This window comes from Streptomyces sp. NPDC126503 (assembly GCF_040302405.1).
GTDB classification, from domain to species: Bacteria; Actinomycetota; Actinomycetes; order Streptomycetales; family Streptomycetaceae; genus Streptomyces; species Streptomyces gulbargensis.
The window spans coordinates 313,854-331,323 of sequence record NZ_JBEORS010000004.1; the positions used below are offsets into that span (position 1 = coordinate 313,854).

14 protein-coding genes are annotated in these 17,470 nt (G+C 74.5%); 6 read left to right on the forward strand and 8 right to left on the reverse strand.

Translation table 11 applies throughout. The features are described 5' to 3' along the window. Window positions 1–24 precede the first annotated feature (24 nt). The 3 genes from ABTY40_RS08370 to rsmH are packed head-to-tail and all read right to left on the reverse strand — an operon-like array spanning window position 25 to window position 3,594. Complete coding sequence (locus tag ABTY40_RS08370; protein WP_352058777.1) at window positions 25–2,004, reverse strand: peptidoglycan D,D-transpeptidase FtsI family protein; 1,980 nt, start codon at window positions 2,002–2,004, stop codon at window positions 25–27. 7 nt (window positions 2,005–2,011) lie between these two features. Then, window positions 2,012–2,641, reverse strand: a complete 630-nt coding sequence (ftsL, locus tag ABTY40_RS08375) for a cell division protein FtsL (RefSeq protein ID WP_352058778.1) — start codon at window positions 2,639–2,641, stop codon at window positions 2,012–2,014. Continuing rightward, the gene (gene rsmH / locus ABTY40_RS08380) at window positions 2,638–3,594 is read right to left on the reverse strand and encodes a 16S rRNA (cytosine(1402)-N(4))-methyltransferase RsmH (RefSeq protein WP_352058779.1); all 957 of its coding nucleotides are present in this window, start codon (window positions 3,592–3,594) and stop codon (window positions 2,638–2,640) included. Before rsmH ends, ftsL begins: the two co-directional genes overlap by 4 nt. A gap of 318 nt (window positions 3,595–3,912) precedes the next feature. Here rsmH and ABTY40_RS08385 point away from each other — a divergent pair, with 318 nt between their 5' ends. The 4 genes from ABTY40_RS08385 (at window position 3,913) to ABTY40_RS08400 (ending at window position 9,464) form a co-directional block, all read left to right on the forward strand. Beyond that, window positions 3,913–4,452, forward strand: coding sequence for a beta-class carbonic anhydrase (locus ABTY40_RS08385; RefSeq protein WP_352058780.1), 540 nt, complete (start codon window positions 3,913–3,915; stop codon window positions 4,450–4,452). 202 nt (window positions 4,453–4,654) lie between these two features. After that, a complete protein-coding gene (locus ABTY40_RS08390; protein ID WP_352058781.1) occupies window positions 4,655–5,674 on the forward strand; it encodes an AAA family ATPase in 1,020 nt (339 codons plus the stop codon). Next, window positions 5,674–7,041: a DUF58 domain-containing protein gene (locus ABTY40_RS08395; RefSeq protein WP_352058782.1), complete on the forward strand. Its 1,368-nt coding sequence runs from the start codon at window positions 5,674–5,676 to the stop codon at window positions 7,039–7,041. The genes ABTY40_RS08390 and ABTY40_RS08395 overlap by 1 nt, the downstream gene beginning before the upstream one ends. After that, window positions 7,038–9,464 (forward strand): transglutaminase TgpA family protein, encoded by a 2,427-nt coding sequence (locus ABTY40_RS08400; RefSeq protein WP_352058783.1) that lies wholly within the window; start codon window positions 7,038–7,040, stop codon window positions 9,462–9,464. The genes ABTY40_RS08395 and ABTY40_RS08400 overlap by 4 nt, the downstream gene beginning before the upstream one ends. 634 nt (window positions 9,465–10,098) lie before the next feature. Here ABTY40_RS08400 and ABTY40_RS08405 read toward each other — a convergent pair. The 5 genes from ABTY40_RS08405 to ABTY40_RS08425 all read right to left on the reverse strand — a co-directional run bounded on the left by ABTY40_RS08405 (window position 10,099) and on the right by ABTY40_RS08425 (window position 14,276). Further along, window positions 10,099–10,503: an SCO2097 family morphological protein gene (locus ABTY40_RS08405; protein WP_352058784.1), complete on the reverse strand. Its 405-nt coding sequence runs from the start codon at window positions 10,501–10,503 to the stop codon at window positions 10,099–10,101. A gap of 295 nt (window positions 10,504–10,798) precedes the next feature. Then, window positions 10,799–11,587: a class I SAM-dependent methyltransferase gene (locus tag ABTY40_RS08410; RefSeq protein WP_345281127.1), complete on the reverse strand. Its 789-nt coding sequence runs from the start codon at window positions 11,585–11,587 to the stop codon at window positions 10,799–10,801. A gap of 66 nt (window positions 11,588–11,653) precedes the next feature. Continuing rightward, window positions 11,654–12,184 (reverse strand): SAV_6107 family HEPN domain-containing protein, encoded by a 531-nt coding sequence (locus ABTY40_RS08415; RefSeq protein ID WP_352058785.1) that lies wholly within the window; start codon window positions 12,182–12,184, stop codon window positions 11,654–11,656. Window positions 12,185–12,361: 177 nt separating this feature from the next. Continuing rightward, window positions 12,362–13,588, reverse strand: coding sequence for an MFS transporter (locus ABTY40_RS08420; RefSeq protein ID WP_352058786.1), 1,227 nt, complete (start codon window positions 13,586–13,588; stop codon window positions 12,362–12,364). 91 nt (window positions 13,589–13,679) lie between these two features. Further along, the gene (locus tag ABTY40_RS08425) at window positions 13,680–14,276 is read right to left on the reverse strand and encodes a TetR/AcrR family transcriptional regulator (RefSeq protein WP_352058787.1); all 597 of its coding nucleotides are present in this window, start codon (window positions 14,274–14,276) and stop codon (window positions 13,680–13,682) included. A gap of 133 nt (window positions 14,277–14,409) precedes the next feature. Here ABTY40_RS08425 and ABTY40_RS08430 point away from each other — a divergent pair, with 133 nt between their 5' ends. Together ABTY40_RS08430 and ABTY40_RS08435 are read left to right on the forward strand one after the other, a co-directional pair. Further along, window positions 14,410–15,405, forward strand: coding sequence for an ATP-binding cassette domain-containing protein (locus ABTY40_RS08430; RefSeq protein WP_352058788.1), 996 nt, complete (start codon window positions 14,410–14,412; stop codon window positions 15,403–15,405). Then, window positions 15,377–17,464 carry a YhgE/Pip family protein gene (locus ABTY40_RS08435; protein WP_352058789.1) on the forward strand — a complete coding sequence of 696 codons (2,088 nt, stop codon included), beginning with the start codon at window positions 15,377–15,379 and terminating at the stop codon, window positions 17,462–17,464. Before ABTY40_RS08430 ends, ABTY40_RS08435 begins: the two co-directional genes overlap by 29 nt. Window positions 17,465–17,470: the final 6 nt, after the last annotated feature.

Here is a 17,470-nt window from a genome sequence, read left to right on the forward strand (position 1 = left end):
GTGCTCCCGGAGTGTCACGGGGTGTCACGGGGTGGGGTCGAAGGTGACGGGCAGTCGGGGGGCCTCGCGGCCGGTGGGGGCCACGTGGAGGGTCTTGAGGGCGAACTCCATGACCTTCTTGTAGATCGGTCCGCAGATCTGGCCGCCGAAGTAGCTGCCCTTGGTGGGGTTCTGGATGGCGCAGTAGACGGTGACGCGGGGGGCGTCGGCGGGGGCGAAGCCGGCGAAGGAGGCGGTGTAGCCCTTGTAGCGGCCGAGTTCGGGGTCGACCCGGTTGGCGGTGCCGGTCTTTCCCGCGACGCGGTAGCCGGGGATGGCGGCGCGGGTGCCGGTGCCCTCGCGGTCGTCGACGACGGACTCCAGCATCTCGGCGAGGGTGCGGGCGGTCTTCTCGCTGACGACGCGGGTCTTCCCGGGCTCGGGGGCAGGGGTGAAGCGGCCGTCGGGGCCCTTGGTGCCGCGGACGAGGCTCGGTTCGACGCGTACGCCTCCGTTGGCGATGGTCGAGTAGACGGAGGCGGCCTGCATGGCGTTGACGGAGAGGCCCTGGCCGAAGGGGATCGTGTACTGCTGGGAGGTGGACCACTTCTCGGGCCTGGCGAGGATGCCGGGGGTCTCCCCCGGATAGTCCAGGCCGGTGGGGCTGCCGATGCCGAACTTGCGCAGGTAGGAGTCGAGGATCCGGTTGGACTCGGCCTGGGTGGCGCCGAGCTGGCCGGTGGCGAGGATGGTGCCGATGTTGCTGGACTTGGCGAGGACGCCGTTGAGGGTCAGGTACCAGGTGACGTGGTCGACGTCGTCCTTGAACAGCCGGTCGCCGCGGTGGAGCCGGTTGGGGACGACGACGTGGGTGTCGGGGGCCGCCTTGCCCTCCTCCAGGACCGCGGCCATGGACATGACCTTGCTGGTGGAGCCGGGTTCGTAGGCGTCCTGCAGGGCCGCGTTGCCCATGGCGGCGGAGTTGGCGGCGGAGAGGTCGTTGGGGTCGAAGCCGGGGGCGTTGGCCATGGCGAGGACCTCGCCGGTCCGGGTGTCCTGCACGATGACGTAGCCGCGGTCGGCCTTGGACTTGCGGACCTGCTCGGTGATGGCGCGCTGGGCGGCCCACTGGATGTCGCGGTCGATGGTGAGTTCGACGTCGGAGCCGGGGACGGCGGGCGTGCCCTGGGAGCCGGCCGTGGGCACCTGGCGGCCGTTGGACTGGGTGAAGCGGATCTTGCCGTCCTTGCCGGCGAGTTCGCCGTCGAGCATGGACTCCACGCCGCCGGCGCCGCGGCCCTCGGCGTTGACGTACCCCAGTATCCCGGCGGCGAGTTCGCCGTTCGGGTAGACGCGCTTGCTGCTGGGCTCGCTGAGGATGCCGCCGAGCAGGTTCACCTTGGTGCCGCCGGGTTCCTGCGCCTTCTGGCCGTACACCCTCTTGAGGTCCCTGATCTGGTTCCAGACCTGCGGGGTCTGCTTGCGGGCCAGCAGGGTGTAGCGGGACTTGGGGGTCCGCAGCTTCTTGGCGATCTCGGCGGGTTGCTTGCCCAGGAGCGGGGCGAGGAGGGCGGCGGCCTGCTCGGGGGCGTCGGGGACCTTGCTCTCCTCGGGCGTGAAGAGTTTCGGGTCGGCGGTGATGTCGTACGCGTCGACGCTGGAGGCCAGCGCGATGCCGTTGCGGTCGGTGATCTCGCCGCGTTCGGCGGAGAGCGTGTACTCCTGGTAGCGGTACGCGGCGGCCTTGGCGGTGTACGCGTCGGCGTGCACGGCCTGGACCTGGAGCAGGCGCACCACGAAGACGAGCATGACGAGGGTCAGGCCGACGGAGATCAGCCGCAGCCGGGGCCGGGGGCTGCCGAGCTTGATGGTGCGGGGTTTCCGGGCGGGCGGCCGGGGCGCGGGGCGCTTGGCGGCCGGGCGCGGGGCGGGGCGGGCGGTACGGGCTCCGGCGGAGGCGGGCCGGGGGCGGGCGGGCCGGGCGGGGCCGGGGACGCGGCGGCGCGGGGGCTCCTGGGACGGCACTGCTCGGTCACCTGCCGGAGGTCGTGGGGAGGGTGGTCGGGGGCGCGGTCGCGTCGGACCCCGTTCCGTCGGACACGGCACCGGCGGATCCGGCCCGGGCGGGGTCCGCCCCGGAGGCGGCGTCGGTCCACGCGGGGTCGGTTCCGGCGGCGCCCGCGCCCATGGCGGACCGCTGCTGGAGCTGGTCCGCCTGCGGGGAACCGGCCGTGGCGGGCGGCGCCGCCGGCTCCGTGGGCGGGGTCGGTACGGGCGTGGGGCTCGGCTCCGGGGCGGGGGCCGCGGAGGGCACGCCCAGCACCTTGCCGTCGGGCCCGAGGAAGGCGGGGCTGCCGCCCGGCACCATGCCGAGCTTGCGGGCGCGCCGCTCCAGGGCGTCGGGGGCGGCGTGGGCGTCCACGTCCCGCTGGAGCGCCTGCTCCTCGTCGGTGAGTTCGGTGGTGCGGTCCTTGAGCTCGCGCAGCTTGAAGGAGCCCTGGTTGAGAGCCGAGTTCAGCAGGAGCAGGCTGATGAGCCCGCCGCCGAGCAGCACCACGACCAGCAGGACGAAGGGGGTGCGGGCGGCCGAGCTGGGCCCCGACGGCATGAGCCGCCCGAGCCGCGCGGCCCGCCCTTTGAGCGGCCCCTTCGCCGTGCTCACAGCACGTCCTCCCGGATGCGCTCGGCCCCGCGGAGCCGGGCGGGCGCGGCACGCCGGTTCTCGGCCACCTCTTCCTCGGTGGGGAGTTCGGCGCCCCGGGTGAGGAGCTTGAGCCGGGGCTGGTACTTCTCCGGGACGACCGGCAGGCCGGGCGGCGCGGTGGTCGCCGCGCCGGCCGCGAAGACCTGCTTGACCAGCCGGTCCTCCAGGGAGTGGTACGAGAGGACGGCGATCCGGCCGCCTACGGCGAGGGCCTTCACGGCGGCCGGAACGGCCCGCTCCAGGACCGACAGCTCGCCGTTGACCTCGATGCGCAGGGCCTGGAAGGTCCGCTTGGCCGGATTGCCGCCGGTGCGCTTGGCGGCCTGCGGAAGGGAGTCGCGGATCAGCTCGACGAGCCGGGCGCTGTTGGTGAACGGCTCCTTCTCGCGCTCGCGGACGATGGCCGAGACGATCCGCTTGGCCTGCTTCTCCTCGCCGTACGCGCGCAGGATGCGGACGAGCTCCCCGGCCGGGTAGGTGTTGAGGACCTCGGCGGCGCTGATGCCGGTCGTCTGGTCCATGCGCATGTCGAGCGGGGCGTCCTGGGCGTAGGCGAAACCGCGGTCGGCCTCGTCCAGCTGCATGGAGGAGACGCCCAGGTCGAAGAGGACGCCGTCCACCTTCGGAATGCCGAGCCGGTCGAGGACCTCGGGCAGCTCGTCGTACACGGCGTGGACGAGGGTGGCGCGCTCCCCGTACGGGGCGAGCCGCTCGCCGGAGAGCCGCAGCGCCTCCTTGTCCCGGTCGAGGGCGACGAGCCGCGCCTCGGGGAAGGAACGGAGCAGGGCCTCGCTGTGTCCGCCGAGACCCAGGGTGCAGTCGACGACGACCGCGCCGGGGCGCTGGAGGGCGGGGGCCAACATGTCCAGGCACCGCTGGAGCATCACCGGGACGTGTCGGTCGTTGCTCAATGCGCCCTCTCAGATCCGGCGCGGAGGCACGTACCGCCGAGCGGGAGGATGCCGAGCCGTAGGTACCGCCGCACACACGGGGGAGAAACCGCGGAAATCGCTCGATGTCTCCGTGAACTCCGCGTCACTTTAGTCCACGGGCCCCGCCGGTCAATCAACCGGCTGGCGCGTCGCGGAGAGCCGGAGGGGCGGGCGGACGTCACCCTTCCGGAGGCGGCCTCCCCCGGTCTGTGGGGTGGCTCACACCAAGGGCGGTCGGGGTTCTTTGTCCGCTCCCACAGGCGCCCGCCCGGGGCCGTGCCCCCTACCGTCGGGACCATGACGCCCTCCGCGCACCCTTCCTCCGCCGTCCTGGCCGGCGACTCCACCGTCACGGACCGCCTCGTCGCGGCGAACGCGCGGTACGCCGCGGCGTTCGCCGACCCGGGCATGGACGCCCGGCCCGTCCTCGGCGTCGCCGTGGTCGCCTGCATGGACGCCCGGCTCGACCTGCACGCGGCGCTCGGCCTCGAACTCGGCGACTGCCACACCGTCCGCAACGCCGGCGGGGTGGTCACGGACGACGTCATCCGCTCCCACACCATCAGCCAGCGTGCCCTGGGCACCCGCAGCGTGGTGCTGATCCACCACACGGGCTGCGGCCTGGAGACCCTGACGGAGGAGTTCCGGCACGAGCTGGAGATGGAGGTCGGGCAGCGGCCGGCCTGGGCGGTCGAGGCCTTCCGCGACGTCGAGCAGGACGTCCGGCAGTCGATGCGGCGGGTGCGGACCTCCCCCTTCCTCCCGTACACCGACGACGTCCGCGGTTTCGTCTTCGACGTGACGACCGGGCTGCTGCGCGAGGTCGACCCGGCCTGAGAGCCGGCCGGCGGCCCGGCCGACCAGGCGTAACGGCCGTGAAACCGGCGCAAACCCCGGCATCTTCTCCGCACTTGTCCACCGGCGAGTGACACAACCCGGCCAGGCCAACAAGAATGCTCGGGTGACACCCCCCGCAGACCGCCCGGACGGGCCCGGCGGGGGCAGGTGTCGGTGTTCCTGCAAGGCCGAGGAGGGCCGGGTGACGACCTATGACGATCGAGCGAGCCTCACTGATCTGACCACCACCGCGGAGCGTGTCCGCAGATCGGTGGAGAGTGTGATCGAGGGCAAGCCCGAGGTCGTACGGCTCTCGCTGACCGTACTGCTCGCCGAGGGGCACCTCCTGATCGAGGACGTCCCCGGCGTCGGCAAGACCATGCTCGCCAAGACGCTGGCCCGGTCCATCGACTGCTCGGTGCGCCGCATCCAGTTCACGCCCGACCTGCTGCCCTCGGACGTCACGGGCGTGTCGATCTTCGACCAGCAGCGGCGGGACTTCGAGTTCAAGCCGGGCGCGATCTTCGCCCAGGTCGTCATCGGCGACGAGATCAACCGCGCCTCGCCGAAGACGCAGTCCGCGCTCCTGGAGTCCATGGAGGAGCGGCAGGTGACCGTGGACGGGCAGACGTACGAGCTGCCGAGCCCGTTCATGGTCGTCGCCACGCAGAACCCGGTGGAGATGGAGGGCACCTATCCGCTGCCCGAGGCGCAGCGGGACCGCTTCATGGCTCGGGTGTCCATCGGTTACCCGAGCCCGGAGGCCGAGCTGCAGATGCTCGACGTGCACGGCTCGGTCTCCCCGCTGGACGACCTCCAGCCGGTGGCGCACGCGCACGACGTGCTGAAGCTGATCGAGGCGGTGCGCGCGGTGCACGTGGCCGACGCCGTACGGCGGTACGCCGTCGACCTCGTCTCCGCCACCCGCACCCACCCCGACCTGCGGCTGGGCGCCTCCCCGCGGGCCACGCTCCACCTGCTGCGGGCCGCCAAGGCCTCGGCGGCCCTGTCCGGACGCGAGTACGTGCTGCCCGACGACCTGCAGGCGCTCGCCGTGCCGGTCCTGGCGCACCGGCTCCTGCCGACGGCGCAGGCGCAGCTGAACCGCCGTACCTCCGAGCAGGTCGTCCTGGACATCCTCCAGCGCACCCCCGTCCCGGCCACGGCCCCGCCGGCCGCGCCCGGCTTCGGGCAGCCGCAGCCCGGGGGCCGGCGGCTGTGATGACGACCGCTGCCGTGCGCGACGGGCAGCGGGACGAGGACGACCGGGGCGGGCTGCGGGCCGCCTTCGGCGGTCTGACCACCCGCGGCCGGTCCTTCCTCGCCGCCGGGGTGGCCGCCGCCGTCTGCGCGTACGTCCTCGGCCAGGCCGACCTGCTGCGGGTGGGACTGCTCCTCGCCGTGCTGCCGGTCCTCTGCGTCCTGGTGCTGCACCGCACCCGCTACCGGGTCGCTACCTCGCGGCGGCTGACGCCGCAGCGGGTGGCGGCCGGCTCCGAGGCCCGGGTGCAGCTGCGGATGGAGAACGTCTCGAAGCTGCCCACCGGTCTGCTCATGCTCCAGGACCACGTGCCGTACACCCTGGGGTCCCGCCCCCGCTTCGTCCTGGACCGGGTCGAGGCGGGCGGGCGGCGCGAGGTGTCGTACCGGGTCCGCTCCGACCTGCGCGGCCGGTTCCCGCTCGGCCCGCTCCAGCTGCGGCTCGGCGACCCCTTCGGGATGTGCGAGCTGACCCGTTCCTTCAGCGCGTACGACACCCTCACCGTCGTCCCCCGGACGGAACCGCTGCCTCCGGTGGCGCTCTCCGGCGAGGCGGTGGGGCAGGGCGAGGGCCGGCAGCGTTCGCTGGCGCTCGCCGGGGACGACGACGTCATCCCGCGCGCCTACCGGCACGGCGACGACCTGCGACGGGTCCACTGGCGCTCCACCGCGCGCTACGGCGAGCTGATGGTGCGCGGCGAGGAACAGCCGCAGCGGGCGCGGTGCACGGTGCTCCTGGACACCCGCCGGATCGCCTACCGGGGCGCCGGGCCCGACGCGGCCTTCGAGTGGGCGGTGTCCGGGGCGGCGTCCGTCCTGACGCACATGCTGGAGCGCGGGTACGCGGTCCGGCTGATCACGGACACCGGCAGCTCCGTGCCCGGCGACGGCGGTGACGGCTTCGGCGGCTCCGGCCAGGACGCGGCGGACGCGGCCGGGCTGATCATGGACACCCTCGCGGTCGTGGACCACTCCGAGGGCGCCGGGCTGTCCCGCGCCTCGGAGGCGCTGCGCTCCGGCGAGGGGCTCCTGGTCGCCTTCCTCGGCGACCTCGACGAGCGGCAGGCGGCCCTGGTGGCGGGGATGCGGGCGCGCGCGGGCGCGGCCGTCGCGTTCGTCCTCGACTCCGGCGGCCGGCAGGCGTACGGCTCCGGCGAGGGCGGCCCGCCGGCCGGGGCCGGCGGGGCGGCCGGGGAGCGGCTGCGGCAGCTGCGCGAGGCGGGCTGGACGGCGGTCGCCGTGCCGCCCGGGGCGCGGATCGCCGACGTGTGGCAGGGGGCGGCCGGGGGCCGTCCCGAGACGGCGCAGAGCTACGGAGGCCGGTCATGAGCGGGCGTACGCGCCTCACGCCGGCCGCCTGGGTCGCCACCCTCACCGCGGCCGGGGCTCTCCTTCCGCTGGTGCGGCCGGCGAGCTGGATCTTCACGGCGGCCCTGGTGCTCGGCCTGGTCAGCGGGGCGGGCGTGCTCGCGCGCCGGGTGCCGCTGGCCCGGCCGCTGACCGTGGCCGCGCAGGCGGTCGTCGCGCTGCTGGCGCTGACCGTGGCCTTCGCCCGCGAGCAGGCCCTGCTGGGGGTGATCCCCGGACCGGAGGTCTTCGCGCACGCGGCGGAGCTGTTCCGGTCGGGTGCCGAGGACGTCGGGCGGTACGCGGCCCCGGCACCGGACACCGAGGGCATCCGGCTGATGCTGGTGGGCGGTGTGGTGACGATCGGGCTCCTGGTGGACGCCCTCGCCGTCACCTTCCGGCGGGCCGCCCCGGCGGGTCTGCCCCTGCTGGCCCTGTACTCGGTGGCGGCGGGGCTCTCCGGCGGCGGGGCCGGGCACCTGTGGTTCCTGCTCGCCGCCTCGGGCTATCTGCTGCTGCTCCTCGCGGAGGGCCGCGACCGGCTCTCCCAGTGGGGGCGGGTCTTCGGCGGTCCCCAGCGGCCCGGCCGGCGGACGGCGCCGGCCTCCGGCGGCGGTCCGGGGTTCGCGCCGGTGCGGACCGGACGGCGGATCGGGGCCGTGGCGATGGGGCTCGCGCTCGCGGTGCCGCTGGTGCTGCCCGGTCTCGGCGGCGGTCTCCTCGGCGGCGCCGGCGAAGGGGCCGGCTCGGGCGGCGGGCAGGGCGGCACCATCTCGGCGGTCAACCCGCTGGTCGCCCTCCAGGACAACCTGCGCCAGCCGGAGGACCGGGAGGTCCTGCGCTACCGGACCAACAGCCGCGACATCGGCGACCTGTATCTGCGGCTGGTCTCGCTCGACCAGTTCGACGGGGCCTCGTGGAAGTCGTCGGTGCGCCCGATCGAGGACGTGCCGCGGCTGCTGCCGTTCCCGGAGGGGCTCGCCCAGGGCGTGCCGTCGACCGAGGTGACCACCAACTTCGTCGCCTCGGAGGCGTACCGGGACAAGTGGCTGCCGATGCCGTACCCGGTGGCGAAGGTCGACATCGACGGACGGTGGCGGTACGAGCCGGCCGGCCGGACGATCGTCGGCGACAACAAGCAGACCACCGGCGGCGTCCGCTACCAGGTGACCAGCCTGGACGTGCGGCCGACGGCGGACCTGCTGGCCGGGGCGGGTACCGCGCCGGAGAAGCTGCGCCGGGAGTACACCAAGGTGCCCGAGTCGCTGCCGGCCGACGTGCGGGCGACCGCGCTGCGGATCACCCGGGGCGCGCGGAGCGACTACGAGCAGGCGGTGAAGCTCCAGGAGTGGTTCGCGCGGGACGGCGGCTTCCGGTACGAGGTGAACGTCGACTCCGGGACCGGGGTGCAGGCGATCTCCCGTTTCCTCCGGGACAAGCAGGGCTTCTGCGTCCACTTCTCCTTCTCCATGGCGGCGATGGCCCGCACCCTGGGCATCCCCGCCCGGGTGGCCGTCGGCTTCATGCCCGGCACCCCGCAGAGCGACGGCTCGGTCTCGGTCGGCATCCGGGACGCGCACGCCTGGCCGGAGCTGTACTTCGAGGGCGTGGGCTGGACCCGGTTCGAGCCGACGCCCTCGCGGGGCACCACCCCGGACTACACCCGCGCCGAGAGGCCGTCGGGCACCGCGACCGGCGTGCCGCAGCCGCGGCAGAGCGCCTCGGCGCAGCCGTCGGTCGCGCCGAGCGCGTCGGAGAGCTGCCCGGCGCAGCTGCGCCGCCTGGGCGAGTGCGGCCCGGACGTGGCGGCCGGCGCCGCCTCCCCGGGTGGCGGCGGTACGGACTGGTGGGGCGGGGTCCTGATCGGCGCCGTGGTCCTGCTGGTACTGGCGCTGCCCCTGCTCCCGGCGCTGTGGCGCGCGCGCCTGCGGGCGCGCCGGCTCGGCGGGTCGGGGGCACGGGATCCCTCGGCGGTGGCGGCGCGGACGCTGGCGGTCTGGGCGGAGATCAACGACACCGCCTGGGACCACGGGATCGAGCCGGACGAGTCGCGCACCCCGCGTCGTACGGCGGCCCGGATCGTCTCCCGGGGCGGGCTGGAGGGTGAGGCCGCCGAGGCGGTGCACCGCGTGGCGGGGGCCGTGGAGGAGACCCTCTACGCGCCGTCGCCCCGCCCCGCGCCGGGGCTCTCGGACGACGCGGCCCGCGTCCGCGCCGCGTTCCACGCCGCGGCCGGCCGGCGCGCCCGCGCCCGCGCCCTCCTGGCCCCGCGCTCGGCGGCCCGCCTGCGATGGGCGCTGGCCGAACGGTGGGCGGCGGTCTCGGCCGCCTGGTCCGCCCGCTGGGACGCGGCCGTCGCCGCCCCGCTCTCCCTGCTGCGTCGGGGGTCCCGCGAGGCGGGGTGAGAGCGGGCGGCCGGCCCCGGTGCGAGCGAGGGGTTCCGCCGTGACTCGGGCCGGGGCGCCGCGCGTCCCGGCCCGAATGGCGGCCGGCGGTACGACCACGGCGGGCTGTCCGCGCCGCGGAGGATCCGGCGCCACCCCCGTGCCCGCCCGCGCGGGCCCCTCCGTGCCCCGTCCCTGGTCCGGTGCCGGTCTCGTCCCGCCCGGCACGGCCACGGTGGTACGCGCTCCGGCGGCTCCCGGCCCGCAGCCGGCCCGGCCGGAGGCAGCACGGCCCCCGGCCCCCGTCCGGCCGGTCCGCAGCCCTGTCCCGGCGGGCGTGCGGGCGTCCCGGCCCGCAGCCCTGTCCCGGCGGGCGTCCCGGCCAGGCCTGGCGGCGAACCCCCTGCCCCACACCGGCCCCCGCCCGGCACGGCCCGTTCCCGCCCGCGGGGCTCATGGTGCTCCGAGGTTCCCGGCCTCGCGTCCGGGCACCGGCGCGGTGCGGGTGCGGGCCGTGGCCGGCCAGGGACCCTGCGCCGCAGGCCCGGGGTGCACACGGCCGGAAACACGTCGAGCCCCGTGGGCCTCGCGCCGTACGGCGCGGGAGCCACGGGGCTCGAGGTGCTGGGGTGCGGGGCTGCCGCTCAGGGGGGCGTCAGTGGCCGCCGCCCTGCTGTTCGTCACGGCGGCGCTGCCACCGATCCTCGATGCGGTTCATCATGGAGCGTCGCTGCCGGGTCTGACGGCCTCCGGCCGCCACTCCTCCACCGGCCTGCTGCTCACCCGGCTTGGGCGCCTTGCGCCATCCGGTGACCGCCAGGACCGCGCAGCCCAGCATGACGAGGAATCCCACCACGCTGATCCAGATCTGCTGTGCGACCATTCCGGCCATGAGGAGCGCGATACCCACCAGGAAGCCGGCGACTGCCTGGTAGACCCGTCGCCGGGTGTACGTACGCAGTCCGCTTCCCTCGAGCGCTGTCGCGAACTTGGGATCTTCGGCGTACAGCGCTCGCTCCATCTGCTCGAGCATTCGCTGCTCGTGCTCCGAGAGCGGCACGGAGTCCTCCTAGTCGTCGGTCGCGGGGGCGACCGGTTTGCGGCCCTTTCAGGATAGGCAGGGAATCGCCCCCGTGAAACCCGCCCACAATGCCGAAAAGCCAATCCGGGCCGCCATGCGGATCGGTTGCTGAAGCGTTGATTCCCCAGCCCCTTGTCCGTCATGCCGGATGGTGTGCCTCGATCATACGGGGCCGGACCCCTGATCGGGCGGCCTGTGGCGTACTCCTCGCGGGCCCGTCGTCCACACCGCCGAACGGGTGCCCGTCCTGCGGTGCGGCCGAGGGGTCCGGGGATCAGGCCGGCTTCTCGCCGAGGAGGTGGAGCTGGGTGGCGATGGCGTGGAAGGAGGGCAGCTCGGCCGCGGCGGCCTCCAGCTTGAGCAGGGCCTCCGCCGCGCCGGGCTCGGTGTCGACGAGGACGCCGGGGACCAGGTCGGCGAAGACCCGGACACCGTGGACGGCTCCGACGCTCAGCCCGGCCCCGGCGGCCAGCTCGGTGAGCTGCTCGGCGGTGAAGCGCCGGGGCACGGGGTCACCGGCGCCCCAGCGGCCGGCCGGGTCCGCGAGCGCGGTCCTGGCCTCGGTGAAGTGGCCGGCGAGGGCGCGGGCGAGGACGGCGCCGCCGAGTCCGGCGGCGAGGAGGCTGAGGCTGCCGCCGGGCCGGAGCGCGGCGACCGCGTTCCGTACGCCCTCGGCGGGGTCGTCCACGTACTCGAGGACGCCGTGGCAGAGCACCGCGTCGTAGCCCTCGCGCCCGACCACGTCGAAGAGGCCGCGGATGTCTCCCTGGACGCCGGTGACCCGGTCGGCGACCCCGGCCTCGCCGGCCCGGCGCTCCAGCGCGAAGAGGGCGTTGGGGCTGGGGTCCACGACGGTGACCCGGTGGCCGAGGCGGGCCACCGGCACCGCGAAGTTGCCGGAGCCGCCGCCGGTGTCGAGGACATCGAGGCTGTCCTTCCCGGTGGCCTTGGCACGGCGGTCCAGGGCGTCTCGGAGGACGTCCCACACGACGGCGGTCCGCAGGGAGGCGCGCGAGGGGCGCGACGACGCCTCTCGGCCGAAGACAGGGGAAGGGTCCGGCACGGCTTTTGTCTCCTCGGTGACGGGTACGGACGCCCCCACCCTATGGCCTCGGCCGTCCTCGGTGGATCATCCGGCCGCCTCGCCGGGGCCGCCCTGGCGGGGCAGCACCGGCCGGAGCGCGAGGAGCCGCTCGACCAGGCGGAGGAAGTGGGCGGCGTCCCTGAGCAGGTCGTCGGCGTCGCGCCGGCCGACGGCGGTGGTGATGCCGGCCTCGGCGCGGGCGCGCCGTTCGGCGCCGGAGGCGAAGAGGGCGCTCCACTCGGTGAGCTCGGGCGCGAGCTCGGGGAGCAGCTCCCAGGCGCTCCTTATGCGCTGCCGTTTGCGGGCGGCCGGGGGCTGGGGCCTGGCCCGGGCGGCGAGCACGGCGGCGGCGGCCCGCAGGGCGGCGAGGTGCGCGGTGGCGTACCGCTCGTGGGGGCGGTCGAGGGCGGCGGCCTCGGCGAGACCCGCGCGGGCCTTGGCGAGCAGGTCGAGGGCGGCGGGCGGGGCGGAGTCACGGCGGGGGACGGGGTGGACGTCGGACGCGGGTCCGACCTGTGCGGGGGCAGGGTGGCCGCTCGGGCGGCGCCGGGACGCGGCAGCGGAAGGGCTGGCCATGACGAGCCTCCTGTCGTCGTGTGACGGCACTGTGGCCGTATGTGCCCATCGTGCAGGCCACCACTGACAATTACCCTGACCTGCGCTTTTCGGGCGGCAGGCACCGTGGCCGGGCGGGTGGCGGGCATGGCGGGCGCCCGGGTCGCGCCCCGCCGCCCGCCCGGTCGGGGCGGCGCGTCAGGCCTCGCCGGAACCCGTGACGCCCACCGGGACCGGGGCGTCAGCGGCGGCGCCGGGGACGGCGGGCCGCGCGGACTCCCGCCGACCGCGACTGCGGCTGCCTTCGGGAAGGAGGGTGAACAGCCCCAGCACGGCCAGGGCGGCGCCGAGCCAGAGCGGTGCGCGCAGACCGAAGTGCGTGAGGAAGACCCCGCCCAGGAAGGACCCCAGGATCACGCCGAGGGTGATGAAGGAGGAGTGGACGGTGTTGACCAGGGGGCCGGAGTTGCCGGCGCGCTGGACGCGGAGCGCCATCGCCGGGTTCATGGTCACGCCGACCAGGCCGATGCCCATCATGAGGGCCACGGCCGCGGCGCCCCTGTCGGCGAGGAGGGCGAACGCGGCCAGGAACAGGACGTTGAGTCCGAGGCCGGCGGCCTGGACGCCGACGGTGTGCCGGTCGGCGAGGCGGCCGACGACGGTGTTGCCGACGACGGTGGCGGCTCCGTAGGCGATCAGCAGGAGCGGGACGGTGCCCGCGTCGAATCCGGTGACCTCGGTGAGGATCGGGGTGAAGTAGCTGAAGGCGGCGAAGGTGGCGCCGATGATGAAGGTGCTCGTGGAGAGCACCAGCCACAGGCGCGGCTTCCCGAAGACGCGGATCTCCTCGCGGACGGCCCCGGTGGTGCCGGCGGGCCGGTCGAGCCTCGGCACACCGGCGGCGGTGACGAGGGCGGCGATCAGGGCGAGCGCCGTGATGGCCCAGAAGGCGGCGCGCCAGCCCAGACGGCCCCCGACGAAGGTCGCCATGGGCAGGCCGAGCAGCGTGCCGAGCATGAGGCCGTTCATGACGACGGCGATGGCCCGGCCGCGGATCTCCTCGCGGGTGAGGGCGGAGCAGACGGAGATGGCGACGCCGAAGAACGCCTGGGAGGCGACGCCGGTGATGACGCGGGCGGTCAGCATGGCGCCGTAACCGGTCGCGGTCGCCGCCAGCGCGTTGCCGGCGAGGAAGACCGCGAAGAGGACGAGCAGGGCGGGCCTGGGGCGCAGCTTCATGACGGCGACGGTCAGGAACGGCCCGCCGACGGCCATCGCGACGGCGAAGGCGGTGATGAGGTAGCCGATCTGCGGGATGGTCACGCCCAGGCCCTCCGCCATGGGGGGCATGAGACCGGCGACGGCGAACTCGCTGGTCACCATGGCGAAGATGCCGAGGGCCAGCACGTACACGGCGCGTGGCATGGGTGGTCACCCTTCGTTTTGGATAGATCAGTACAAAATTAGGGCAGGAGCGGGGACCGGACCCGCCCGGAGCGGCGCCGGACGGCAGCCGTCAGGGCGCCAGCGCGCCCAGGGCGGTGTCGGCGACCGCTTCGAGCGTGGCGCGGTCGGCTCCGTTCTGGGCGGAGACGCGCATGCCGGCGATGACCGCGTTGAGGTACGACGCGTACGCGCCCGCCTCGCGCGCCCGGGACACCTCCCCGGCGCGCTGCCCGGCCGCCAGGGCGCCGCTCAGGTCGGCGTGCCGCCGCTCCAGGTCGCGCCGGAGGAGTCCGGCGACCTCGGGGTCCCGGCCCGCCAGCTCGGCACTGCTGTTGACGCCGAAGCAGCCGATCCCCCGGCCGCCTCGGCGGTTGGCCTCCTCCGTGTCGATGACGGAGGCGAACAGTTCCCGCAGGCGGGCACCCACCGGCCGGGCCGGATCGTCCAGGATGCGGGCCTGACGGTCGGCCATCGCGTCGAGATAGCGCGCCAGCGCCCGTACGAACAGGGCGTGTTTGCTGGAGAAGGTGTTGTAGATGCTGCTGCGGCCGAGCCCGGTGGCCTCGCACAACTCCTGGGTCGAGGTGGCCTCGTAGCCGTTCTCCCAGAACAGGCGCAGGGCCCCGTCCAGGGCGCGCTCCTCGTCGAACGTCCTCGGTCGTGCCATGACGACACGTTAGCACGTATTGGACTGTGCGATCCAAAACTGCCTCCCCGCCGGGCGGCGCGACGGCAACAACGGGGCGCGTGCTAGCTTTTGCACTGACCAGTCAGTTCAAAAGAGAACGGGGGGTGGGTCCGTGGGAGCGGAAGCCGACGGGCAGCCGCACGGCGCCGCCGTCGTCGCGGACGGATTCGGACTGAAGGGCCCGCGCGGCTGGGTCTTCCGCGGGGTCTCCTTCCGCGCGGACGCCGGGGCACTGATCGCGGTCGAGGGACCGTCCGGCAGCGGCCGGACCTCCCTCCTGCTGGCGCTGACCGGCCGGATGAAGGCCAAGGAGGGCGGCGCCGAGGTCGGCGGCCTCCCCCTGCCGCGCAAGATGGCGGCGGTGCGCCGGATCACCGCGCTCGGCCACGTCCCCGGCGTCAGCGAGCTCGACCCGGCCTTCACGGTCGCCGAGCACCTGCGGGAACGGGTGCTGCTCCAGCGCCGCTTCGACGGTTCCGTACGAGCCCTTCTGCGCCGCCCCTCGGAGCGGGCGGCCGAGGCGCGGGCCCGGATCGACGCGGCCCTGGCCGCCGCCGGCCTGGACCTCGGCTCCCTCCCGAAGGGCGAGCGGACGTCCGTGCGCGATCTGGAGCGGCTGGAGGCGCTGCGCCTGTCCGTGGCCCTGGCCCTCATCGGCCGGCCCCGGCTGCTCGGCGTGGACGACGCGGACCTGAAGCTGTCGGGCGCCGACCGTACGGAGGCCTGGGCCCTGCTGCGGTCGGTCGCCGAGTCCGGGACCACCGTCCTCGCCGTGTGCAGTGAGGCGCCCGCGGACGCCCTGCGGATCACCACCGTGGCGGCGACCGGACCCGACCCGGCCGACGCGCCCGGCGCGCCCGGCGGAGGCGCCCCCGGGGCGGAGAAGGCCGGCACGGCCCCAGCCGTGAAGACCGTGAAGACAGCGAAGGCCGAGAAGACCGTGAAGGCCGAGACGTCACCGAAGGCCGAGAAGGCCGCCGCCGGCTCCGAGGCGGAAGCCGCGGAGGACGCCCAGGACCCCGCCGAACCGAACGAACCCACCGGCCCGAACGCCGACGAGAACGAGGAGGGGGCGGCCGATGCGCTCGCCGAAACTGGCCGCGCTTGAGCTGAAGCGTTTCGGCAGGGGCAAGCTGCCGCGCGCCGCGCTCGTCGCGATCCTGCTGCTGCCACTGCTCTACGGCGCCCTGTACCTGTACTCCTTCTGGGACCCGTACAGCAGGCTCGACAAGATCCCCGTCGCCCTCGTCAACGAGGACCGGGGTGCCACCACCGACGGCAAGCAGGTCAACGCCGGTGACGACATCACCGAGGGCCTCCTGGAGAGCGAGACCTTCGAGTGGCACCGGGTGAGCGACGCCGAGGCCCGCGAGGGCGTCGAGGAGGGCCGCTACTACCTCTCGCTCACCATGCCCGCCGACTTCAGCGCGCGCATCGCCTCCAGTTCCGGTGACGCGCCCGAGACCGGCGCGCTCCAGGTCCGGACGAACGACGCGAACAACTACATCGTCGGCCAGATCTCGCGGACGGTCTTCTCCGAGGTGCGCACCGCCGCCTCCACGAAGTCCTCGCGGACCTTCCTCGACAAGATCTTCATCTCCTTCTCGGACATCCACGACGCCACCGCGAAGGCGGCGAAGGGCGCCGCCGACCTCAAGAAGGGTGTCGACAAGGCGAAGAAGGGCTCGGAGAACCTGGCCGAGGGCCTCAGGACGGCCAAGAAGGGCAGCGGCGACCTGGCCGGCGGCCTGAAGAAGCTCGACAAGGGCGCCAAGGACCTGGAGCACGGCTCCCGCAAGGTCGCGGACGGCACCCAGGCCCTGGCCGACAAGGTGAACGGCACCGCCGACAAGGTGCGCCCGTACCTCGCGAACAACGGCAAGTCGATCCGCGACACCGCGCGGCTGGTCTCCGACTCCGCCACGGCCGCCCGCCACGACCTGGAGGACCTGGTCCGGCGCGGCCCCCTCGTCCGCAGCGGCGCGCACAAGGCCGACACCGCCCTGACGGCCTTCCACCGCCAGGAGTGCGAGGTGAACCCCACCCCGGACACGGCACTGTGCGAGCGGCTGAAGGAGGCCGTGGTCTCCGCGCACGACGTCGCGACCATCGCGGACGACGTGCACGAGCTGACCAAGGACAGCAACGGCGACCTGAAGACGCTGGACGCGCGGCTCGCCACGCTGGTGCGGCAGGCGGACGAGCTCGCCGCCCGCTCCCCCCGGCTCGACCAGGACGTCGCGGACGCCATCCGGAAGATCAACGAGCTGAACGCGGGCGCGCGGAAGGTCGCCGACGGCGCGGACAAGCTGCACACCGGCATCACCGACGCCAAGGCCGGCTCGAACCGTCTGGACTCGGGCATCGGCAAGCTCACGAAGGGCGCGGGCGACCTGGACGGCGGCCTGTTCAAGCTGGCCGACGGCTCCGGCGACCTCGCCGTCGGGCTCCACGACGGCGTGGAGAAGATCCCCGACTACGACAAGCCCGACCGCGACCGGCGTACGGAGGTCATGGCCGACCCCGTCAAGCTCGCCGCCCAGTCCCTGCACAAGGCGCCGAACTACGGCACGGGCTTCGCCCCGTACTTCATCCCGCTCTCCCTCTGGGTCGGCGCGATGGTCGCCTACATGATCATCCAGCCGCTGAACCGCCGTGCCCTGGCCGCGGGCGGCTCCGCCTGGCGGATCGCGCTCGCCGGCTGGTTCCCGGTGGCGGCGATCGGCGTCCTGCAGGTCGCCGCCCTGATGTCGGTCCTGCACTGGGGGCTCGGCCTCCAGATGGCCAGGGCAGCCGGCACGGTCGGCTTCCTCGCCCTCGTGACCTGCTGCTTCGCAGCCATCATCCAATGGCTCAACGCCCGCTTCGGCGCGGCCGGCCGCATCCTGGTCCTGGCCGTGCTGATGCTCCAGCTGACCTCGGCGGGCGGCACGTACCCCGTCCAGACCAGCCCGGGCTTCTTCAACGCCGTCCACCCGTTCCTGCCGATGACCTACGTCGTGGAGGCGCTGCGCCGGCTGATCACGGGCGGCGGCATCGCCCCCGTCTGGGAGGCCTGCGCGGTTCTGGCCGCGTTCACCCTCGGGGCCCTGGCCCTGACGGCGGTCTCCGCCCGCAAGCGGCAGGTCTGGACGCTGGACCGGCTCCACCCCGAGCTCACGCTGTGAGCGCCA